Below are 20,095 nucleotides of genomic sequence, written 5' to 3'. Positions count from 1 at the left end.
CGAACCAAATCCGGCCAACCGGGATGCGGTGCGGAGGTGACCGCGGCCTGAACGCGAAGTGAACGAGTCGTTTGCGGGGGCGCGGGTCCTCCGCTCACAACGAGCGCTCCGGCTCCTCCCCGACCGCTTTGAGCATGTCGCCGGCCGTCGTGAATCCCGCCAGCTCCGCGACCGCCTCGAGGTCCGACTCCGTCACCCATCGCCGCCGTGCGAGCATCGCGCGCGCTCCCGCCGCGCGCGCCGCGCGAAGCATGCCGCCTGCAGTCCTTCCCGTCGCCTCAAACGCTGCCTCCAGCTCGCCCACCGTCACCTCCAGCTCCGCGGCCAGCGCCGGTACGTCGACGTCCGCATCCTCCCAGTCGCGCGCGATCACCTCGATGGCCGCGCGAACCAGACCTCCTTCACTCAGCCCGACCTCGACGACAAGCCCGCCGATCAACGTTGCGAGCATCTCGCGCAGCAGCGGCCAGCTCGGCGCGTCAGGCTCGGGTCGTGACTCCAAAGCCGCGATTGCGGTGGGAAGGAGGAACTGCAGCGTCGTGGTCTCGGCGCCGACCACGGTCGGTTGCTCCGGCAGCGGCATCCAAAAGCCTCCGAGGTGCGCGGCGCCGTAGACGATCTCGACCACGGCGAAGGGCGTCGCGCTCTCGAGCGTGAACCGCGTCGGAGTGGGGAACAGCAGCGCGCCCCGGACCAGCTCGTCGGCACCGTCGATCCGCAGTTCGCCCTCGGCGACCAGCAGCACGCCGAGGCCCGGCCCCTCGTGGACCACCTCGGCCCGGCCGGGCGAGTGCTGCACGCGCGCAAGGGAGAAGGCGGAGTCGCGGGCCGCGTCGCCCGCGATCCGCATCCCGTCCGCTCGCGATTCCTCCCAGCCGAGCGTGCGCATCCAGGCCGCCGCCGCGTCACCGGTCAGCTGCACTGCGGGAGCGACTCGCGCGGGCATCCAGTCGTCGAAGGGTTGCACCGGTGCTCCAGACGGGAGAGTAAGGCCCCTGTAGTGGGGCCGCTCCACCAGCATCGCGACCCGTGGCGCGTAGGAGAAGCCCCCAGGCACAATTCTTGCCGAGGGCGAAAGAGTGGGGACCGCGTCTCGGGAAGCATCTCCTCGACGCCCCCGTTGCACCCCAGGGTGGCGGATTCGCCACCCTGCCCCCAAGGAAGGACCCCCATGACCCTGGTCGTCACTGGAGCCACCGGCCATCTCGGCCGCCTCGCTATCGAACACCTGCTCGCCCGCGGGACTGCCGCCTCCGACATCCTCGCCACCGGGCGAGACACCGCGAAACTCGAAGCCCTCGGCCTCGGCGTCCGGACCGCCGTGGCCGACTTCGAGAACCCCGCCTCGCTCGACGCCGCCTTTGCGGGAGCCGAGGCCATCCTCCTCGTCTCGGGTTCGGAGGTGGGCAAGCGCGTCGCGCAGCACACCGCCGCGATCGAGGCAGCGGCCCGCGCCGGCGCCCGCCTCGTCTACACGAGTGCCCCGAAGGCGACCACCAGCCCGCTGATCCTGGCTCCTGAGCACAAGGCGACGGAGGAGGCGATCGCCGCGGCGGGACTCCCCGCCGTCATCCTGCGTAACGGCTGGTACAACGAGAACTACGCGCAGACCGTCAGCGAACTCGCCACCACCGGCACGACCCTCTCGAGCGCCGGCGAAGGCCGCGTCGCGAGTGCCGCACGGAGCGACTACGCCGAGGCCGCGGCGGTCGCCCTGACCGACGCCTCCCTGGTCGGCACCGTGCACGAGCTCTCGGGAGACACCGCCTGGACCTTCGATGAGCTGGCCGCCCTCGTCGCCGAGGTCGCCGGCCGCGACGCCTCAATCCGCCACGTCTCCGCAGACGAGCATGCGCGCATCCTCGCTGAGGCCGGTGTCCCGGAGGGCGGAGTCGGCTTCGTCGTCGGACTCGACGCGAACATCGCCGACGGCCTCCTCGGCGAGACCGACGGCTCCCTCGCCCGCCTGATCGGCCACCCCACCACGGGGATCCGCGCCTTCGTCGAGCAGCAGCTCGCCCGCTAACGCGCCGCGCGCTTGATGCCGTGGTGCACGCTCACTGTCCCGATCCAGCGTGCACCGCGGCATCAAGCGTGCTTACTCGGCCGCGAGCGCCCGCGGCACCGGGGTGCGCAGCGAGTGCAGCGTCGGCAGGAGCGTCGCCGCCAGCACGAGCACCAGCCCGAAGCCGAACACCGCACCCGGCTCGGCGACTGGGATCGACGGCAGCACGACGATCCCGCGCCCCAGAGAGATGGCACACGCGGCCGTCGTCGTAGCGACGGCGACCACACCAGTCCCCAGCAGAAGTGCCGTCACCGCGTGGACCGCGGCTTCCCCGATCGAGGAGGCGATGATCGTCCCGTCCGTCGCTCCCGCTGCACGCAGGAGCGCGTTGCGGCGGTAGCGGTCGCGCCCGGCGACGAGGACGACGACGGCCGAGCCGAGGAGGGAGAGCGCAATCGGCGGGCCGATCAAGAGACTGAGGTTCACGAGGATGCTGCCGGAATCGCCGGTGAAGTAGTCCATCGTGAGCTCGTGGGTGATGCTGATCGTGTTCGTCGCGGTCTCGATCGCGGCGAAGAATCCGCCGATCAGCGCGACCGAGATCATCAGCGGAGTCACGGCCGCCGTCGAGAGCCCCATGTCGTGCCGGGCGTTGTGCCGCGCGAGATACCACGCCGGCGAGAGGCGCGCCGGCAGGAGGGCCGTCCAGAGTCGCACCGTCGCGGGGAAGAGCAGCGGACCCAGCGCAGCCGCGACCAGAACGAGGATCGAGGAGAGTCCGATGCTCGTACCGATGATCTTCGACAGGTCCTGCGTCCCCATCGACTGAACCATCAGAGCGACCACGCCGAGCAGCGCGACGACCACAAGCCAGCGCCGCCACGTCATCCGGGCGGGAGGAGTCGTCGACTCGCGCAACGCGGTCAGCGGTTCCGTCCGGGAGGCGCGGCGAGCGGCGGGGATGCTCGACGCGAGCACGAGCACCGTGACGACGAGAACGTCGGCAATCGCGCTCGCCGGGCCGAAGCGCATCGAGAACGTCATCGTGCTGGTCGAGCTGAGCATCGCGTCGAGCAGCCCAGGCACGACCTGCGTCGCGAGCGCCGCCCCGAGCACCGAGCCGGCGAGCGCCACGACCACCGACTGGCCGAGGATCACGTTCCGCACCGCGCGAGGCTGCACTCCGGCGAGGCGCCACGCGGCGAACTCTTGTCGGCGGAGGTCGATGGCGAGCTTGCTCACCGCTCCAACCACGAGCATCGACGTGGAGACGGACCCGACCAGGGTGGTCATGGCCATGCTCACCATCGCGCCGGAGGAACTCGACAGGGTCGTCGCGGTCTCCATCATGCTGATCCCGAAGGCGAGCACCAGCGCCGCACCCACGATCGTCACGAACGGCCCGAGCCTGCTCGCCACATCCGTGCGCAGGTCGGCCAGGATGAGGCGGATCACGCGTCTGCCCTCGTCGCGTCGGCGTTCGTCGCCGCGTCCAGCGCAGCGAGGATCTGCGGGCGTGTCGGCGAGGCGAGCTCGGCGTGGATCCGCCCGTCTTTCAGTACGAGGACGCGGTCGGCGAGGGTTGCCGCGTCGAGATCGTGCGTCACCATCACCACCGAACGGTCGCCGGATGCCAGCGAGCGCAGCAGTGCGAGCACCAGGGCCCCAGACGCTCCGTCGAGGGAGCCGGTCGGCTCGTCCGCGAACACGACCGCCGGATTCGCCGCCAGCGCCCGCGCGATCGCCACCCGCTGCTGCTGGCCGCCCGACAGATGGCCCGGCGCGTGCTGGGCCCGGTCGCTCAGCCCCACGGCCGCGAGTGCCTTGTCGGCCTGCGCTGTCGCGTCCTTCTGCCGTGCGAGGCGGCCAGCGAGCGCCACGTTCTCTCGGGCGGTGAGCGAGGGAACCAGGTTGAACCGTTGGAACACGAAGCCGACCGTCTTGCGCCTGAAGAGGGCGAGCGCGGCGCCGTTGAGGGTGCCGACAGCGGTGCCCGCGATTCTGACGCGCCCCGAGGTCGGCGCCTCCAGCGAGGAGAGGCAGTAGAGCAGCGTCGACTTGCCGGATCCGCTCGGCCCGACGATTGCCACGAACTCGCCACGGTGCACCCGGAGCGACACGTCAGTGAGGACATCGACGCTCGGCGCTCCGCGACTGGCGCGAAACGATTTCGTGATGCCCACCGCCTCGACGAGTGGTTCGGTCGTGCGGGGTGCGTTCTGCTGATGATCTGCCATGCCACGAGTCGACCAGCTCGGCCGCGGCGGGTCGATCGTGCGCACTCCCGTCCCGAGGTGGTGCTAGCACTACCCCTCTTCTCTCTGGCGCACCCGGGCGCTCGGCCCGTCCGGCTCCTACTGTGGGCGCCATGCCCTCCACCGCACCCCCGTCGCCTGCCCAGGAGTCTCGCGGTACCGCGGCGAACGGCTGGCGCGCCCTACTGCGCCCCGGCTTCCTCTTCTCCTCCTGGCCCTGGCGCGCCCTGCCCTACGCGCTGAGCAGCGTCGCGATCATGGCCATCGTCCTCCCGCTTGTGATCGTTACCGTCCTGATCGTTCCCGTGTGGGCCGTGCCGTTCGCCGCCCTCGAGCGGCGGCGGGCGCGCCTCGTCGGTCAGCCGCGCCTCCCGTCCGGGCATGCGCCGATCCCGCGGGAGCAGTGGTACCGCTGGCTGCCCATCCGGTACGTCGAGGCGGCGACCTGGCGGGACACCGCGTACGTCATGATCGCGATCGTCTTCGGGATCCTGCACGCGACGGTGCTCGGGTTCAACGTCGTGATCGTTGGGACGATCGCGTTCATTCCTAGCACTCTCGAGCACTACTACCGGCACGACAACGGTTACTACTCTGAGCACCCGCCGACGCTGCCTCTCCCCGGGCACACCTTCAACCTCACCGACCCGTCCACCCTCGTGCTGGCCCTGGTCGTCGTGGTTCTCATCGAACTCGTCACCGTCTACCTCGGCACGCTCCTCGCGCTCGGCCAGGGCGCGCTGGTGCGGGTTCTGCTCTCTGCGCGGCCGGAGGAACTGGAGGCGCAGGTGCGCGACCTCACGTCGTCCCGCGCCACGCTGGTCACCTCCTTCGACGCCGAGCGGCACAGCATCGAGCGGAACCTGCACGACGGAGTGCAGCAGCGCCTGGTCAGTGCCGCTCTTCTGGTTGGCACCGCCGAGCTGGACGTGGACGACCTCACCGCCACCGACGCCGAAACGACCAGGCTGCGCGCGACCCTGGCCGCCGCGCACGACGCCGTCGAGGGCGCCCTCGTCGACCTGCGGAACACCGTCCGCGGGATCCACCCCGCCGTGCTCACCGACCACGGGCTGGTCGCGGCGGTACGCGAACTCGCCGCCCGCCTCCCAATCCCGGTGGACCTGCGCGCGACCGCGACCGCGCGCCTGGACCCCGGAGTGGAGGCGTGCGCCTACTTCGTCGCGAGCGAGGCGCTGACCAATGTCGTGCGGCACGCCTCCGCGACGACCGTCGACATCGGGATCCAGGTGGTCGATGGCCGGCTGACGCTGACGGTCGAAGACGACGGGACCGGTGGGGCCGACGCCTCCCGCGGCTCGGGCCTCGCCGGCTTGCAGCAGCGGGCGGCCATCGTCGGCGGACGGCTCGAGGTCTCGAGCCCGGCGGGGGGACCGACGCGCCTTGTCCTCACGGTTCCGGATTAGCGTCCCCGCCGCCCGCGCCAATCGCCAGCGGATGACGAGCGAAAACTGAGGCACGATCCGACCAGCACCTGGCATGGCCGCCACATCGCCTTTGTCGTGATCCTGGCGACTGTCGGAATCTGGCTGAATCCGGGGAGTCGGATGACGGTCACGACAACAACAACTGTCAGATTGATGGACTGAGACTAGGCCGTCACACCAACGTCGAGCATAGGTCAAGTAGTGTGCGCTCATCCACTCACCATCGCGAGGAAGGGCAGATCATGACCTCCGCAATAGAATTCAGCCACTTCACGAAGGCGTTCGGCAAACGGCTCGCTGTGGATGACCTCAGCTTCTCGGTCCCGCAGGGAACTGTCGTTGGACTGCTTGGCCCGAATGGCGCGGGCAAAAGCACAGCCCTTCGGGGGCTCGTGGGGCTCTTGCGCGGTGATTCGGGTCAGGCTCGGATCGGTGGTCGCTCCTTCGGTGAGTTAAGTGATCCAGCGCGAGTTGTCGGGGTGCACCTTGATGGTCTCGGATTCGAGAACGGAATAACGGGGCGTCGCCACCTTGCGATCGTCTGCCTCGCGGTTGGTGTGTCCCTCGAGAGGGTCGACGAACTTCTCGAAACTGTCGGCCTTGCCGACAGCGGCCGGGCTGCCGTACGCGGGTATTCGACCGGGATGCGTCAGCGCCTCGGGCTCGCCACGGCACTGGCCGGGGACCCGGAGATCCTCGTCCTTGACGAGCCCGCGAATGGGCTCGATCCGGAAGGCATCCGCTGGTTGAGACAACTTATCCGAGCCGAAGCGGATCGCGGCCGGACGGTCCTTGTCTCGAGTCACCAGCTGGCCGAACTCGAGCATACGGTCGATGAAGTCGTTGTCATGCGGCGGCGCCTTCTGTTTCACGGTCCGCTGGATCAGCTCACCCGGTCAGGTTCTCAGAGTTTGGAAGACGGCTACTTCACTCTTGTCGACCAGGCGGCAGGGCGATGAGCGGCGTCATGAGGTTGGTCCGCTCCGAGATCCTTCGCGCCCGAAGCGGTTCCTCGTTTCCGCTGCTGCTGAGTTACGCGGTGATAGTACCAGGATTCACCCTCGGTCAGACGGGCATTCTTCACTCGCTCGCCTCACTCGACGACGGCGCAGCGACCCGACTCGTTTTCGCTTGTGTCGCGTGCGCGGCCCTCGGTGCCTGCTTTTATGGTTCTTACGCATACACCCGGGAGACCTACTATCATTCTCTAGAACGGACACTTTTGCTGGGAAATCGCGATGCAATCCTGATCGGGAAGTCAGTCGCCGGCGCCGCCTCCGGAGCGATCTTCGGAGTCGTCGCGATCCTCTGCTGGACTCCCATTACCATCGCTGTTCTGGCGGCTTCGGGGCATGGACTGGTCGTTGACGCGACAGTAGCTGTCGCCGCCGTAGGAACCATTCTCTCTTGTGCCCTGAGCGGTGTGATTGGAGTTGCTGTTGGATACGTCATCCGTAACTACTATTTGGGAATACCGGTAATACTCATCCTGCCTCCGCTCATCGCCGTGCCGATGCTCACCCACCTGCGGGAGATCGAGCGCTTTCTGCCGGCCGGAGCACTTGCGGGATCGACAGTTGCACCTCTCGACGGACTGCTTCCTGCACCGCTAGCGCTACTCGTTCTCCTCGCTTGGTCCATTCTGAGCGTCGCGGGAGCGCGGGCTGTCGAACGTCGGCGGCGGCGATGAACGGGAAGGGAAAGGTCGAGATCGTTCGTGCCACCTCGGCCGAATTCCGGCGGCTCACTCTCAGCCCGATGCTCGTCTACTGCCTCATCTGCGCGTTCCTGCCCGCGCTGCCGCTCCTGACTGCGCTGGCACAGCTCGACGGCGACGTGACCGCGTCGCAGTCGACTGCGCTCGGCCAGACAATGGCGAGTGCCCTCCTGCAGGGCTCGGCATTCGGAGCAGCCGCGTTTGGTGCGCTGCGCACGGCATCCGCATTCGACAGCGGAGTTCTCGCCCGCGACGTCCTTCTCTCCGGCACGCGACCCGCGTTGGTCGCACGTTTCGTGGCCGCCGCGACGAGCGGCGCTGTACTTGCGGCCCTGGTGGTCATCATCGGCGCCGGGATGAGTGCACTCTGCTCGACCGGACACGTGCTCCCCACCGCGGGTTGGATAGTAGCCGCGCCACTAGTCGGCTGTTGGGGTGGAATCTGGGGCGGCTTATGCGGAACAATCGTGCGACTACCGCTCTTCGTATTGTTTGCGGCGCTCGGCCCCCTGAGTATCACAACGCTCGTCACAGAGAGCGGCATTCGTGAGGCTATGCCACTCGCGATCCTCGAGACCACCGCAACGCCGACCATAGTGTCGGCTTGTGCTGGTATCGCCTGGTTACTACTCTTACTGGCCATCGCTTATATTTCGGGACGCCGTCGCCCATTACTGTGAAACCGGCCGTGCCCGCCGCGCCGATGAGGGCGCCAGCCAGGGCGAGACCCAGCGTCCCGCGCTAGCGTTCCCGACCGTGCGCATCATCCTGGCCGAGGACACGGTGCTTCTCCGTGACGGGCTCACCTCCGTGCTGGAGCGCTTCGGGCACGTCGTGACGGCGGTGGCCGATGCGCCCGCGCTTGAGGCCGCCGTCGAGGCGGCCCTCGCCTCGAGCGCCGGAGTCGACGTCGTCATCACCGACATCCGCATGCCGCCGCACCGGCGCAACGACGGACTCGATGCCGCCCTCGCCCTCCGCTCCCGGCACCCCGGCCTACCCGTGCTCGTCCTGTCGCAGTACATTGCCGGCGCCTATGCCCGCGAGTTGCTCGCCGACGGCGTCGGCGGCGTGGGCTATCTCCTGAAGGATCGGGTCGGCCGCGTCTCCGACTTCCTGTCGTCGCTGGCCGTCGTCAGCGCGGGAGGCACCGTGATCGATCCGGAGGTCGTCCAGCAGGTCCTCGACCGCAACGGCCCCGGTTCACCGCTGACCGGTCTCACGGCCCGCGAAAGGGAGGTGCTCGAGCGGATGGCGACCGGCATGTCGAATGCCGACATCGCGCGCGTCCTCGTCGTCTCGGAGGCCGCAGTCGCCAAGCACATCGGCAGCATCTTCGCCAAGCTCGGCCTCTCCGCCGAGGATCCCGGTCACCGCCGCGTCCGCGCGGTCCTCGCCTTCCTGGCTGCGGACGCTCGCTAGGAGCCGCGGCGCACGTCCGATGTCTACCGCGGGCGTGTGTCGCAGCGTCGAGCGTGCGTGGCAGCCGTCACGAGGCGCCCGCCCCGTCAGGGATCGACGATGAGCGACTCGGATGCTGGCGTCGGCTCGATCGTCATCCCCGGCATTTCGGCGAGGACAGCGCGCATCGTCGTCGTCGCGAGCACCGGGCCGAGCGGATGCTCTCCGGCAGCCCCGAAGACGTACAGGCAGCAGCCCGAGCCGAATCGGGAGCGCGAGCGGATCCCGTCGAATCCGGCCGCGGCGATCGCGGTCGCCCACGTCTGAGTGAGCCCGTAGTCGGCTCGGGGTGCCGAGACGTCGCCCGGCACGATCCCGAACACACTGGCACTCTCGGCGGTGAAGTCGGCGAATCCGCTCCGTGGGATCTCGAGCGAGCTGACCCGACGACCCGACACGACCGTTGCGGGAATCGTTGAGGCCGCCGCGAGGACGCCGCCCAGCGACTCGCGGGCGGCGGTCTCCCGCGACGACGCCAGATTCAGCGTGCCCCGGGGCGCGGCAAGATCGAATCGCCCCTGCGAACTCGAGAACCACCACGGATTGAGGGACTTCAGGTGCGCCCGGTGCAGCCGCTGTCCGCCCCGGTGCTCACGGAGTGGGAAACGGGCCAGGTCGATCCCCGGATCAGGGGGACGGAGCGTGCTCTCAGACCTCCCCACGAGGTCCCCTGCGCCACGAAGCAGCGTCGTCTGCGGCCAGGTCCATCAGGTCCTCGATCTCGTCCGCCCGGCGGGAGTCAAGCACATCGAGGGCAGTGCGGCCCTCGAACTGAGCGAGCGGGGTGGTGAGCCAATAGGCGACCGTCCAGCTGTTCTCTCCGGTCGCCAAGAGGGTCTGCAGGAGTGCCGCGAGCCGCGGCCGCACCTCGCCCGTGGGCTGGAACTGGAAGGCGGGGAACAGGAGCTTCCCGTCTGAGGTCTCGACACGGAGGAGTCGATGGCCCGCGACCCGCTCCGTGACGGCCTGGCGTGAGATGCCGCCGAGCAGAGTCCGGACGCGATCACTGCTGTAAAACGGGCCGAGCTGCGCGTTCAGCCGGTTCGCTTCGCGCACCCCCGCGAGAGCGGAGGCCGTGGTCGCCTCGAGAGCGTCTTGGGAGAAGTCGGTAATGGTGTGGGAGTCGAGGAGTTCATCGACAGATCTGCTGAATCGGTCGAGGAGCACTTCCCGATAGCGATCGGATGCGGCGTTCATCTGTCCTCCTTCTTTTCCCGAGGTTACCTTATCGTCAAGCTTCGTCAAGCCCGGGCGCGTATCGCCTCAGGCTGTGACGGGGAGCCGTCGCACTACCGCCCGCACGCGTCCGCTCACGAATGCCTCCAGCGGCCCGCGCCGGCCCGTCCGCAGGAGGAACGCTCCGATCGCCAGCGCCGCCAGCGTGTGCACCGCGAGCCCGCCCGGCCCGATCGCCAGCCACTCCGCTTTCGACAGCATCGAGAGGGCGAACAACGCGTAGAAGCCGAGGAAGTGCCCGAGGTAGAGGGTGAGCGGAGCGGATCCCGCGCGGGCGATCACGCGCACCGGCAGAGGAAGCGAACCGCGCTGGAGTGTCAGGACCAGCACGGCGAGGATGACCAGCGCCGTTCCCGCCGTCCGCAGCACGTCGGCCGTCGTCCCCGTGTGGGGTGTCGCGTTGAGGATGGCGAGCCAGCCGGAGCCGAGCGGCGTCCCGAAGCCCTGGCCGATCACTATCTCCCGGGCAGCGTCGCCCGTCATTCCCTGCGCCTCGAGCGCGCTCACCACGGCCGGGCGGCTCAGGATGTCGCTCGCGAACCCGGCAATCGCCATGACGGCTCCCGGAATCAGGATCGCCAGGGCCGGGAGCCGCCGTCCCGCGATCAGCACCCGGCCGGCGCACACGCCGATCAGCAAGTAGGTGATCCAGGTGATGGCCGGGTAAAAGCCCGTGAAGAAGATCGTCTGGAGAAAGTCGTGCGGATTCTCGAACGACGGCGACGGGATCTGACCGCTCGGTGAGGTGGTCCGCGCCCAGAGGATGAGGTGTGGCCCAGCGGCCGTCAGCGCCGCGGCCCCGAGCGCGAGGACCCAGGTCGGCAGCCAGAGTACGAACGCCACCACGATCAGGGCGACCCCGTAGTAGGCGAGGACCATCACGATCACGAGCGTGACGGCTCCTAAGATCAGCCCGATCACCGCGATAATCAGCCCGCGCACCGCGACCGACACGCACGCGGCCACCGGCCGGCCCGCCTTCACCAGGCTTCGCGTCGAGATCGCCACGCTCACGCCGCCCAGCACGGCGAACATTGTGGAGGGGAAGCCCGTGACGATCTGCTGAATCAGTCCCGGGTGCTTAGTCATCATCAGATGTTCGGCGAACATCCCGATCAGAGCGAGGAACCGGGCTACGTCGAGCGCGACGATCCGGTCGGGCCGCCAGGGGGTGGGGGAGGGTTTGACCAGGGCGGCCAAGCGGGTCGCGAGCGACATGGGTGAGTTCCTTTCGACAAGGACCCATCCTCTGCGTCGGCGGCCTCCACCCGCGTCGGCCGGCGGGCTCGCCGAGATCGACCCGGAGGAGGAGTCCGGCGAGCCCGCGGTCGCATGCTGGCGCGTCCCGCCACGCAGCTACGACCGCCTCTTCGCTCCGACACGCCCGATCGCCGCCGGCCAGGTCTCTTCCGCGCTCTCCCGGCTCACCCGCGACGAGGTGAACTCCCTGCTCTGACGCCGGAGGAGCAAACGGCCGTGCGGGTGCTCACGCGGCTCACGTTCGACTGCCTTCGCGCACACAAGATCGACGTCCCCGACCTCATGTCCTCCGGCGGCTGGAACGACGTCCCGCCCGATTTCGACTGGAAGGAGTACAGAAGTGTGCGGACGGTGACGACCAGCGATTGCCGCCACCAGCGATCACAGTGACGACCTGAGGTGTCACGGGGATGTCGCTTCCCGCCACCTGCTTGCACTCCTCAGGTAATTCCCTCCGTCGGTCGTGACAGTGGTGCGGTCGGCGATGACCGAATCGACGTGCGCTCCGCTTGAGGGGGTCGCTCGGGACCTGGATTCGCACGCTCCTCTTCTCCCGACCACGAAGGAACGACCATGACCTCCCTCCTCCGCGGAGTCGCCCTGCTCTCAGCGACGGCGCTCGCCGCGGTCCTGCTCGCCGGCTGCACCTCCGCCGCCCCGCCCGTCCCCATGACCAAGGAGCGGGCGCTCTCCCTGCGCGACGCCGCCGAGCAGAGATCAGCGAAATGGGATGACGAGTACACCGCCTGCCTCGCCCGCAGCGGCGTCGTCGATAACGGACCTGCCGTGCACGACGACGACCCGCGCCTCGGCGAGGTCTCGATCGCGTGCGGGAGCGAGCTCGGCGCGGAGCCCACCTACACGGCCGAGGAGGATGCCGCGGTCCGCGTGCTCAACCAGCTCACGATCGACTGCCTGCGTAGGAACGGTGCGACCGTCCCCGACCTGACCGCCTCGGGCGACTGGCCTGATCTCCCGGACGACATCGACGACTCCCAACTCGACGCCTGCGAGGACGGCGGCGACCAGTGATCCGCACCCGCAACGCTGTCCTGACCGGTGCCCTCGTCCTCGCGGCATCGATTGTGTTCCCAACGAAGGATGAACGTCGCCGGCGCCCCGAGATCACGCGGATCTCGAGGCCCCACATCGAATCCATCCTGAATTAGGAACGGCTCTGCCCTCGGGCTGTTCATTACCGAGGTCAGATGCCGCGAAAAGACCTAAAAAGCCGCCGCTGACCGCATCCAGCCTCGGTTACGAACAGGTCCCGAGCCCAGGAGGAGCGGAGACGGGCAGCCCGGGAGCTTCTCCATGCAGACGGCCGTGCCCAGCCGTCTTCATAAGCAGGATCCTGCACAGCCATCCTGCGGTAGCCGTGGCTCCCCTCCCGGGCGGAACTCCGGGCCCTCGCAGTGCCTATTAGCCGGGCTTCGCCGTCGGTGCCGGTGTGCACACGCGCGCCGAGACCGACATCCCGTCGCTCCATCCGATGATGCAGCCGGCTCCGCCCATCACGGGCACCACGATGCACGGGAGGGTGACCAGTCCCCGGGCATCGGTCGTCGCCGAGCAGGTGGTCGAGCCGGTGACGAAGGTGTAGCCGCCGGCGAGAGTAACGGTGATGAGCGCGCCTTGGACGGGAGTGCACCCGTCAGACAAGCGGCGGAGCTGTACCCGCGGGACGTCGTACAGGCGGTGCCGCGGTACTCCGCCTGCGTGAAGGCCAGCAGGGGCTGGCTTGACGAGGCGATGGCAGGCGCGAAGGTGATTTTTGAGATCACCGGGGTGGTCCACACCGCCGGTGTCAAGGTCGTGTCCTTGGGATGACGGTCCCCGGCGGTGACGTGTAGGCGGACGAGGGCAGGGGAGATTCGGGTGAGTGGGTAAGCACGGGTTTCTTCGCCTTCTGGGTACAGAAATTGCAACAAAGTTTCGCCAGCTTAGGCCCGCGAGCCATGCGGACACGAGTGACAGTGTTCTGCAAAAGGCGACAACTGCGGCCGGGATGTGCCCGGAGGGCTGTCATCTCGCGACTGACGACCGCTTCAACCGCTGTATTTCGCGGGATCAACTTCTGAAAATGGCCATACAGAGATTCACACCGAGTCTGTTTACCATAAATATATGGTTCTCCTCGCGGAGGGAAAAGGATCCCGCGTGAGGCCATCTGCCCGGCGGCGGTCGGCACGAGCGCTGTGCCGGGATGGGGCTGCCGTTAAAGAACGTGGAGTCAAGCGGCAGCGTGACGATCTCGAGCCCTCGTCTCGTGAACACACCCCAGAGACGGAGGAGGTCGGAGCCAGGGCTCCGACCTCCTCCGTCCTTCCGAGAGGCGGCGCAGTTGCCGTCACCCGGAGAAACGCCTGGCGAGTGTCTCGCAGTCGATGCGGTGCGCCTCGATCAGGCTGGGCGACCGCGTTGTGCAGCCACTCGTCACCTCGCTCAGCCGCAGGTGACAGTCGGTGCCGTCACCCCCAACTCGTCGCTGACCTGATTGTCCGTTACTCCGTTGTGGGAGAACTTCATCTGGAGCTGAATGCTGGTTACTCCTGCCGGGACGGTGTAGCTGGCGGTCCTCTGCGTGTACACGGTGAACGGATTGTTGGAGGGAGAGTTCGGAGTGCTTCCGTCCTGACTCGTGCTGGAGATCAGCTCGCTGAGCGAATTGTTCGCGAGGACTCCGAACGAGTAGATGGCCGCCGTCGGAGCCTGGTTCCCGCCCGTACCGCGGGATGCCGCCGCGGAGAAGCTGAAGGTCAGGACCTGTCCTGGTGTGACCGTGATGTTTGTGGTGAAGGTCGATCCGGCATTACCCGTGTTCGTCGCGGGTTCGATGTAGTCGAACCATTCGTTGCCCTTCGATCCGTTGCGGGTCGGCGCTCCGGTTCCAGCTTGAATGTTGCCCTGGGTCGAGGAGAGGGCCCATGCCGAGGCGGGCGGCACGGTGGGGCACGCCACTGGGTTCGACGCTGCGGCGGCGGGGGTGGCCATCGCGACGGCGACGACGGGGACGGTCCAGGCGGCGCCCTTCACGATCGTGCGGCGGTGGAGGCCGTCTTCGGAGGGGATGGTCCAGTCGGATGTCGTGACGATGAGGTCGCGGGTCTTCTTGGTCATGGATGCTCAACTTTCGGTAATTGTCTATCTGACTGCCGAAAGTGTCTGCCGGGCCGGTCTCGAGTGGGGCCGGGATCCCGATCCTGTTCGCGTCGAAGTCGAAGTGGGTTCGCGTTGGCGTACCTGGCTTATTAGCCGAAAAGTGCCCCGAGACTTCCAAAAATGTCATAAAATACGCGAATGGACTGTGGATGCCAGGTGGTGCTCTGCCTGGTCTCATTGTGAAAGAGGTCCCAGCGGCGTTGAAAACGGACCCCTGAACGCCACCGAGGGCGCTACAGGCCCTAGCTCTGGCGGAGGTCGCGATGATCGCGTGGTGATGGAGGCCGTCGTTAGGGCGGATGGTCCAGTTGGAAGAGACGCTGAAAGCGAAGGCGTTGATCGTCTTCGTGCGCGTTCTCGAGCCTTCGCTGTAGCGAGTACGAGTTGTAACGTTTCATCGCCGCTGGTCTTCCTTTGCAGGTAGTTGCCGAAATAGCGCCAACACGGCCGGAATATGCATGTCTGGCGACGCCCAGTCGAACCAACCGAGCCGGCCGCCCTGATCCGGGTCGCAGTGAGTGTGTCCAACGACGCGGCAAATGTGCCGTTGCACGCCCTGTCCGGGCACCTCGTCGGTTAGTTCGTGGCCGACGGGTTTCTTTTGGGGGTGATCATTCCGAGTCCTGTTGTAGCCTCGGTTTTCAAAATGGCGTGGCTCGCCGTTCCCCGTGTCGAGGAACCCGGACTCTTGGAGCGCTTTCGCGTCGTGGACGCTGTCGGGCAGCGGATCGGAGACCCAGGCCAGTTGACCACCGAGAGTGCGCGCGACCTGCACGATGACGCCGGTTCTCTTGTGTTTCCCGGAGTACAGTTCTGGGCGGTTCTGCCAGGACCAGCAGATGTACTGGCCGTTCGAGTCGAAATCATAAACAGCCGGGACCCAGTCGGCCAGCGCGGCCGTTAGCGCAGGAACGAACGCCGCGATGATGCGGGAAATTGTCGCTTGTGAAGCACCAAACATTTCCGCTAACTCGTGCTGAACATGATTGCGCCGAAGATAAGCGAGAGTTATTGCGACGGATCGGAAGAAGCTCAGGGCTGACTTCCGTTCCGTCGTTCGTTTCCGGCTCGAGACGTGCGGCGCGACCAGCGCACACAGTTTCGTTATTTCCGTCGTCGTGAAACCTGTCGTATGGTACATCCGTGGCGGTTTTCTTTGGTGGACTAATCCTCCAAGAAGAACCGCCATTTTTAGTTATGCCGCGCGCATCGACCGTCTACTAATCAACCGTCCTGAATAAACCTCAAGGAACAGAAATAGCCTTACATCGCCAACTCACCGTGGCGACCGGATGCTAAGTCAATCTCCTCGATCCGCCTTCGTGCTGGCAGCAGAGGGACGAACGAGAACACGAATGGGTTTATCCGCGAGTCCTACCCGAAAGGGTTCGATTTCACCGCGATCACCGAAAAGGAATTTGCCAAGACGCGGGAACTCCCGAACGTCCACTTGTGACAGTCACTTGCATTTTGGAGCCCGCTCACTAATCTCAAAGACTTGATCAGTAGCACGCTAGCTACATGCAGCCGCGGCAGGGTAAGACTTGTACGCGTGGGACGCGAGGACCTCCTGGCCAGAATCGAAGCCGTGGCAGCTCCACCCTGAACCGGGAGGTCCTCATCTCGTTTTGCCGACGACGGCGAGACGTCACACATCAACAAACCAGCCTATATGGTACAGCTAGAAAGCTGCCGCGGCCGGCCAGGGCGAGATCAGAGACGACGAGCTCACCGGGTGCGCGCCGATATACAGATAAGGCGCACCCGCGAGAGGCTTTAGGAGCAGGTCAGTGTCGGCATCTTGATCCAGACATCGTGGTTCGCGTCTTGCGTGCTCGCCAGCTGTGAAAGACGGACCGTGTAACGGAATGTGTAGGTGCCGTCAGTCGTCGGCGTGAACGTCTTCGACGCGGAGACCCGAGCCTTCGTGTTGGGGTCGATGAATGAAGCACCCCCTCCGTAGTTGCCGTCTGTCGATGCCGTGTAAACCTGATTTCCGCCGATTGTAACGTCGTAGGCGGCGTAGTTGGCAGTATTCCTAGCGCCACTTGCGTAAGCCGACCAGTTGAAGGTATAGCTATGGCCGGCAACGCCCTTGAAGGAGAACTCAATGTAGTAGCTGAAGGAATCTGCTTTTGTCGAATCCTTCGTGTTTTGCCACTCAGTGCCGTCGGTCGACCACTCATAGACTCCCGGGCCAGTTGAGGTACCACTAGTGACTGGCTTCGTCCACCCGGAAGAGGCCGGCACGGTGGGGCAGACAAATGCTTCCGACGCGGCAGCAGCCGGCGTAGCCATCGCAACGGCCACAACCGGAACGGTCCAGGCTGCGCCCTTCACGATCGTGCGGCGGTGAACGCCGTCGGCGGAGGGAACGGTCCAGTCGGACGAAGCGACGATGACGTCGCGGGTCTTCTTCGGCATGTGATGCTCGAACTTTCTATCGGTGTGTACGGACAAGAGGCAGTGTTGCCAGTGCTCCCCGCCCGAAGCACTCTCAGGCCCGAATATCGGCCGGAAAGCGCTGGCGCGTCTGCCGCTATGGGTCGAAAGGACTGCCAGGCCGCGAAAACGTGACCCCCAAGCAGGCCCGGCCGCCCGGCCGCGTTCGGATCGACGTCGCCACGACTTCGCGTTGGCGTCCACCCCCTGCATCCCTCGCCACGATGGGGCGTGATCGAGGTGGCGCGCGGCCGATCGGGCGTCCTGAGGACAGGGGTACCGAGTGCTGCGTAATCCAGGAGAGGCCGAGTCGGTTGACCGTCGCGTTGCCGTGCAGGGGGAGCCCGCGATGCAGTGGATGGCGGGCCTCGGCTATGACGTGACGAGTGAGTCGCCGCGGATGCGGGCGGGCGGCGACGTCATCCGGGGCCGCACTTTCGCGGTCGCGCGGCTCTGGCACGACGCCTCCGCTCTCACCCGGCGAGCCGGCGGCGGTGGGAGTGCGATCAGTTTGGTTGTGGAGGGGCGGATCCGGGTTACGCGAGTAGCGACGTCGATCGAGGTGGGCAAGGGGGAGGGCTTTATCGACACGCTCGACGGGGCGACGACGGTCGAGGTCGAGAACTCGGTCGGCTCGATCGAGTTGCGGGTGAGCGAATCCTTCTCTCGGCGCTACGGCGTCTCGGTGGCCGACGGGTTGCACTGGCTCGGTCCCGACCTCGACTCCCTCCCGTGGCTGCTCTCTCTCGCGAATGCGACGCTCGCTTCCCGTGGGGAGCGCCGCGACACGACCTGGTCCTTCACCCGCGCGGCGCTCGAGAACCTGGTCGCCGCGGTGCTGGTCGAGGCGAACGAGCCGCCGTCCGACTCGATCGTGGACCGCGCGCTCGAGGAGATCCGCCGCTCCTGCACCGACCCCTCCTTCGATGTCGCAGCCCTCGCGGCAACCCAGCGGATGACGCCGCGCTGGCTCCAGGTTGCCTTCGCCGAACGGGCGCTCACTCCGCGGCAAGCCATCCGCCGTGAGCGGACCCGTGTTGCCCGCCAGATCCTCGAGACGCACCGGGGACTGGGAATAGACGACGTCGCGCGTCGCGCCGGCTTCCCCTCTTCGCGCGCATTGCGAGATGCATTCCGGGCACTAGGCGAGCCGGCATCCGGGGAACTTCTCTCACTCCACCGAGCGCACCACATTCGACGCGTCGCGGAATCGAGCCGGAATGCCGACGGGCGTCAAGGAGAAGGGGATACTGCGGCCCGGTTCGCGACGCGTATTGCCTCTGCCCAATAATCCTCGGTGAGCGCAGGAGGGACGTCGGGAGGAGTCGCGACGGCGGCCCTGTGACATGCGGGGCCGCTCGGACGGTGCGCTTTCGATTGCGTCTGAGGGAATGTCCTCGGGACAACGGAGCGACGGGGAGAATCGGACGGAGATGGTCTCGTGTTCGGTATTCGAGGCGATGACCAATACCTGAGGAATGGACTCGCCGAGCGCCGAGAGTAGACGCTTTCGGTCGCTGCTGAGGTCTCCGCTGGGACCCTCCGCCGTCGAAGATGATCGCCGCCGTATGTGCCTCCGGCCGTGGGCGTGGAGGCACCGACCACCGTCGTGGTGCTGATCCGCTGTCCGCGGTGTCTCGGAAGTCGCCCGAACGGCGACCGAGAGCACGCTCCTGCTGGCCGTTTATATGCCACGGCGATGGTTCCCGCGACGTTCTGGCGCAAAGACGTCTTCACTTTCCGGCAATTCGCGCCATCTGGAGGTGTCCGGAGAGTTCTCCATATTCCGTGAGCTATTCGCAATGTGCGAATATCCGCCTTTCTTAGAGGCTTCTGCGACGACGTTTTGTCGACAACTTTGATTTACGCGAACGCAGCCGTCAATCGCCGCAAAACGCCCATGTCATTGCCGAAATATGTATTTGACAGGCCTCCGTCGTCAAGGTGTAAGCAGAACCAATCACGGCAGTCGACCTTCCACACGGTCGAGCAATCGTCGTTACCAAACATCGACAAGAAAGGAAAGTCCATGCCCACTGAGACGCCACGATACAAATACTCCCTTCGCGGTCCGGAGGCGCTGAGCTGGCTTGCCGACCGAAATATGGTCGAGAGCAGCGATGACGAACCCGAGGTCCGTCTCGTCGCCGACGAAATCGTTCTCCCCGACCTCCGTATGGCCCGCGTCTGGCACACCGGCGCCTCCTACCGGGTCACCCGCCACGCCTTGAATGCCCTTGTGCTGCTCCAGATAGAGGGAACTGCGACGATCGAATCGGACTCCTGGGATCAGCCGGCAGAACTCGGCGCGGGAGACGTGGCGGTCCTCCCAGGAGGCGAACACTCCTTCCGGTTCACCTCCACCTCGCCGACCGCTCGCTACGAACTCGACTACGACCTCGACGTCCTCCCGCGGGCCGCCCGCGACGAGCTCGCCGCGGGCAAGATCTTCGTCGCGCCAGCGAAGGAATACCGCGATGCCGTCGCCGCTACCTCGAACGCCGCGTTGAACTCAGGAATGAGCGTGCAAGACGCTGGATTCTCAGACTTCGCGACGGGGGTGCGGCACCTGATGACCGCGCTCCTCCTCCAGGCGCTCGAGACCACGTCGCCCTGGCTCATGACTGCGTCGAGCGCCCTCCACCGCAGTGCCATGCGGATGATCGCAGCGAAAGCAACGGATCCGGACTTCGACGTCGAATTGCTCGCCGCGGCGATCAGCACCTCGCCGCGCAACCTGCGCCACGTGTTCGCGCAGGCGGGCTCCACCGCCAAAGCCTCGCTCACGGCCGAGCGCGTGCGGATTGCGCGGACCTATCTGGCCCGGAACGCGGAGGGCTCCTCGTTCACCCAGACGGAGATCGCCCGGCTTTCCGGTTTCCGCGACGTCCGCGCGCTACGGCGGGCGGTGACGAAGATCGGCGACCGGACACCGGGGCGGCGCCGAACGAGCGCCGACGGCGATGACGAAACGCCCGCGTCAGACCTCGCGCGGACCGCGCCACACCGTGACACAGGGTTGCTGCGAACCGTCTCCTCAGCATGAGATTCCTGCGGAGCGCGGCTGACACACGGCCGGTTCGGTCGACCAGCCGTCGACACGATG

21 protein-coding genes are annotated in these 20,095 nt (G+C 66.6%); 11 read left to right on the top strand and 10 right to left on the bottom strand.

What is annotated here, in order from left to right:
- Window positions 1-94 precede the first annotated feature (94 nt).
- Window positions 95-967 carry a hypothetical protein gene (locus B0H03_RS09520; RefSeq protein ID WP_104265840.1) on the bottom strand — a complete coding sequence of 291 codons (873 nt, stop codon included), beginning with the start codon at window positions 965-967 and terminating at the stop codon, window positions 95-97.
- Window positions 968-1,171: 204 nt separating this feature from the next.
- Between B0H03_RS09520 and B0H03_RS09515 the strand changes: the two genes are divergently transcribed.
- Window positions 1,172-2,026: an NAD(P)H-binding protein gene (locus tag B0H03_RS09515; protein WP_104265841.1), complete on the top strand. Its 855-nt coding sequence runs from the start codon at window positions 1,172-1,174 to the stop codon at window positions 2,024-2,026.
- Between the two features lie 72 nt (window positions 2,027-2,098).
- On the opposite strand, the gene B0H03_RS09510 is transcribed toward B0H03_RS09515, so the two are convergent.
- Window positions 2,099-3,463 (bottom strand): FtsX-like permease family protein, encoded by a 1,365-nt coding sequence (locus B0H03_RS09510; protein ID WP_104265842.1) that lies wholly within the window; start codon window positions 3,461-3,463, stop codon window positions 2,099-2,101.
- The gene (locus B0H03_RS09505) at window positions 3,460-4,245 is read right to left on the bottom strand and encodes an ABC transporter ATP-binding protein (RefSeq protein WP_104265861.1); all 786 of its coding nucleotides are present in this window, start codon (window positions 4,243-4,245) and stop codon (window positions 3,460-3,462) included. Before B0H03_RS09505 ends, B0H03_RS09510 begins: the two co-directional genes overlap by 4 nt.
- 131 nt (window positions 4,246-4,376) lie before the next feature.
- On the opposite strand from B0H03_RS09505, the gene B0H03_RS09500 reads away from it, so the two are divergent.
- The 5 genes from B0H03_RS09500 to B0H03_RS09480 all read left to right on the top strand — a co-directional run bounded on the left by B0H03_RS09500 (window position 4,377) and on the right by B0H03_RS09480 (window position 8,850).
- Window positions 4,377-5,690 carry a sensor histidine kinase gene (locus B0H03_RS09500; protein ID WP_104265843.1) on the top strand — a complete coding sequence of 438 codons (1,314 nt, stop codon included), beginning with the start codon at window positions 4,377-4,379 and terminating at the stop codon, window positions 5,688-5,690.
- 263 nt (window positions 5,691-5,953) lie between these two features.
- Window positions 5,954-6,670 (top strand): ABC transporter ATP-binding protein, encoded by a 717-nt coding sequence (locus B0H03_RS09495; RefSeq protein ID WP_104265844.1) that lies wholly within the window; start codon window positions 5,954-5,956, stop codon window positions 6,668-6,670.
- Window positions 6,671-6,678: 8 nt separating this feature from the next.
- On the top strand, window positions 6,679-7,401 hold the full coding sequence (locus B0H03_RS09490; RefSeq protein WP_104265845.1) for a hypothetical protein: 723 nt from the start codon (window positions 6,679-6,681) through the stop codon (window positions 7,399-7,401).
- Window positions 7,398-8,108, top strand: a complete 711-nt coding sequence (locus B0H03_RS09485) for a hypothetical protein (RefSeq protein ID WP_104265846.1) — start codon at window positions 7,398-7,400, stop codon at window positions 8,106-8,108. Before B0H03_RS09490 ends, B0H03_RS09485 begins: the two co-directional genes overlap by 4 nt.
- 76 nt (window positions 8,109-8,184) lie before the next feature.
- Window positions 8,185-8,850 carry a LuxR C-terminal-related transcriptional regulator gene (locus B0H03_RS09480; RefSeq protein WP_206612071.1) on the top strand — a complete coding sequence of 222 codons (666 nt, stop codon included), beginning with the start codon at window positions 8,185-8,187 and terminating at the stop codon, window positions 8,848-8,850.
- Between the two features lie 86 nt (window positions 8,851-8,936).
- Here the strand turns inward: B0H03_RS09480 and B0H03_RS09475 are convergent, their stop codons facing one another.
- The 3 genes from B0H03_RS09475 to B0H03_RS09465 all read right to left on the bottom strand — a co-directional run bounded on the left by B0H03_RS09475 (window position 8,937) and on the right by B0H03_RS09465 (window position 11,343).
- Window positions 8,937-9,551: an RES family NAD+ phosphorylase gene (locus B0H03_RS09475; RefSeq protein ID WP_160487310.1), complete on the bottom strand. Its 615-nt coding sequence runs from the start codon at window positions 9,549-9,551 to the stop codon at window positions 8,937-8,939.
- The gene (locus B0H03_RS09470) at window positions 9,538-10,086 is read right to left on the bottom strand and encodes an antitoxin Xre/MbcA/ParS toxin-binding domain-containing protein (protein ID WP_104265848.1); all 549 of its coding nucleotides are present in this window, start codon (window positions 10,084-10,086) and stop codon (window positions 9,538-9,540) included. The genes B0H03_RS09475 and B0H03_RS09470 overlap by 14 nt, the downstream gene beginning before the upstream one ends.
- 66 nt (window positions 10,087-10,152) lie before the next feature.
- Entirely contained in the window at window positions 10,153-11,343 is a 1,191-nt protein-coding gene (locus B0H03_RS09465; RefSeq protein WP_104265849.1) for a heparan-alpha-glucosaminide N-acetyltransferase domain-containing protein, read from the bottom strand.
- Here B0H03_RS09465 and B0H03_RS09460 point away from each other — a divergent pair.
- The 3 genes from B0H03_RS09460 (at window position 11,342) to B0H03_RS09455 (ending at window position 12,417) form a co-directional block, all read left to right on the top strand.
- Window positions 11,342-11,581 carry a hypothetical protein gene (locus tag B0H03_RS09460; protein ID WP_104265850.1) on the top strand — a complete coding sequence of 80 codons (240 nt, stop codon included), beginning with the start codon at window positions 11,342-11,344 and terminating at the stop codon, window positions 11,579-11,581. The two genes, B0H03_RS09465 and B0H03_RS09460, sit on opposite strands and share 2 nt — an antisense overlap.
- A gap of 20 nt (window positions 11,582-11,601) precedes the next feature.
- Window positions 11,602-11,775, top strand: coding sequence for a hypothetical protein (locus tag B0H03_RS16560; RefSeq protein WP_160487309.1), 174 nt, complete (start codon window positions 11,602-11,604; stop codon window positions 11,773-11,775).
- 183 nt (window positions 11,776-11,958) lie between these two features.
- On the top strand, window positions 11,959-12,417 hold the full coding sequence (locus tag B0H03_RS09455; RefSeq protein WP_104265851.1) for a hypothetical protein: 459 nt from the start codon (window positions 11,959-11,961) through the stop codon (window positions 12,415-12,417).
- Between the two features lie 390 nt (window positions 12,418-12,807).
- Here the strand turns inward: B0H03_RS09455 and B0H03_RS09450 are convergent, their stop codons facing one another.
- The 4 genes from B0H03_RS09450 to B0H03_RS09435 form a co-directional block, all read right to left on the bottom strand.
- Window positions 12,808-13,047 (bottom strand): hypothetical protein, encoded by a 240-nt coding sequence (locus B0H03_RS09450; RefSeq protein ID WP_109714871.1) that lies wholly within the window; start codon window positions 13,045-13,047, stop codon window positions 12,808-12,810.
- A 783-nt stretch (window positions 13,048-13,830) separates the two neighbouring features.
- Window positions 13,831-14,505, bottom strand: a complete 675-nt coding sequence (locus tag B0H03_RS09445; RefSeq protein ID WP_104265853.1) for a hypothetical protein — start codon at window positions 14,503-14,505, stop codon at window positions 13,831-13,833.
- Window positions 14,506-14,941: 436 nt separating this feature from the next.
- Complete coding sequence (locus B0H03_RS09440; RefSeq protein WP_160487308.1) at window positions 14,942-15,688, bottom strand: transposase family protein; 747 nt, start codon at window positions 15,686-15,688, stop codon at window positions 14,942-14,944.
- A 635-nt stretch (window positions 15,689-16,323) separates the two neighbouring features.
- Window positions 16,324-16,971 (bottom strand): hypothetical protein, encoded by a 648-nt coding sequence (locus tag B0H03_RS09435; protein WP_104265855.1) that lies wholly within the window; start codon window positions 16,969-16,971, stop codon window positions 16,324-16,326.
- 301 nt (window positions 16,972-17,272) lie between these two features.
- Here B0H03_RS09435 and B0H03_RS09430 point away from each other — a divergent pair, with 301 nt between their 5' ends.
- Together B0H03_RS09430 and B0H03_RS16210 are read left to right on the top strand one after the other, a co-directional pair.
- Window positions 17,273-18,280, top strand: a complete 1,008-nt coding sequence (locus B0H03_RS09430; RefSeq protein ID WP_104265856.1) for a helix-turn-helix domain-containing protein — start codon at window positions 17,273-17,275, stop codon at window positions 18,278-18,280.
- Window positions 18,281-19,018: 738 nt separating this feature from the next.
- On the top strand, window positions 19,019-20,035 hold the full coding sequence (locus B0H03_RS16210; protein ID WP_127844023.1) for a helix-turn-helix domain-containing protein: 1,017 nt from the start codon (window positions 19,019-19,021) through the stop codon (window positions 20,033-20,035).
- The last annotated feature ends 60 nt before the right edge of the window (window positions 20,036-20,095 follow it).

This window comes from Rathayibacter iranicus NCPPB 2253 = VKM Ac-1602, from assembly GCF_003149025.1.
GTDB lineage: Bacteria > Actinomycetota > Actinomycetes > Actinomycetales > Microbacteriaceae > Rathayibacter > Rathayibacter iranicus.
The sequence above is the reverse complement of the archived record's forward strand: the minus strand, read 5'-3'. Positions and strand labels throughout refer to the sequence as shown.

What these genes read in the sequence shown, in the direction of transcription:
- B0H03_RS09515 (WP_104265841.1), top strand. Translation starts at nt 1,172, where the DNA reads ATGACCCTGGTCGTCACTGGAGCCACCGGCCATCTCGGCCGCCTCGCT.
- B0H03_RS09505 (WP_104265861.1), bottom strand. Translation starts at nt 4,245, where the DNA reads ATGGCAGATCATCAGCAGAACGCACCCCGCACGACCGAACCACTCGTC.
- B0H03_RS09500 (WP_104265843.1), top strand. Translation starts at nt 4,377, where the DNA reads ATGCCCTCCACCGCACCCCCGTCGCCTGCCCAGGAGTCTCGCGGTACC.
- B0H03_RS09495 (WP_104265844.1), top strand. Translation starts at nt 5,954, where the DNA reads ATGACCTCCGCAATAGAATTCAGCCACTTCACGAAGGCGTTCGGCAAA.
- B0H03_RS09490 (WP_104265845.1), top strand. Translation starts at nt 6,679, where the DNA reads ATGAGGTTGGTCCGCTCCGAGATCCTTCGCGCCCGAAGCGGTTCCTCG.
- B0H03_RS09485 (WP_104265846.1), top strand. Translation starts at nt 7,398, where the DNA reads ATGAACGGGAAGGGAAAGGTCGAGATCGTTCGTGCCACCTCGGCCGAA.
- B0H03_RS09470 (WP_104265848.1), bottom strand. Translation starts at nt 10,086, where the DNA reads ATGAACGCCGCATCCGATCGCTATCGGGAAGTGCTCCTCGACCGATTC.
- B0H03_RS09460 (WP_104265850.1), top strand. Translation starts at nt 11,342, where the DNA reads ATGGGTGAGTTCCTTTCGACAAGGACCCATCCTCTGCGTCGGCGGCCT.
- B0H03_RS09465 (WP_104265849.1), bottom strand. Translation starts at nt 11,343, where the DNA reads ATGTCGCTCGCGACCCGCTTGGCCGCCCTGGTCAAACCCTCCCCCACC.
- B0H03_RS09455 (WP_104265851.1), top strand. Translation starts at nt 11,959, where the DNA reads ATGACCTCCCTCCTCCGCGGAGTCGCCCTGCTCTCAGCGACGGCGCTC.
- B0H03_RS09445 (WP_104265853.1), bottom strand. Translation starts at nt 14,505, where the DNA reads ATGACCAAGAAGACCCGCGACCTCATCGTCACGACATCCGACTGGACC.
- B0H03_RS09440 (WP_160487308.1), bottom strand. Translation starts at nt 15,688, where the DNA reads ATGTACCATACGACAGGTTTCACGACGACGGAAATAACGAAACTGTGT.
- B0H03_RS09435 (WP_104265855.1), bottom strand. Translation starts at nt 16,971, where the DNA reads ATGCCGAAGAAGACCCGCGACGTCATCGTCGCTTCGTCCGACTGGACC.
- B0H03_RS16210 (WP_127844023.1), top strand. Translation starts at nt 19,019, where the DNA reads ATGCCCACTGAGACGCCACGATACAAATACTCCCTTCGCGGTCCGGAG.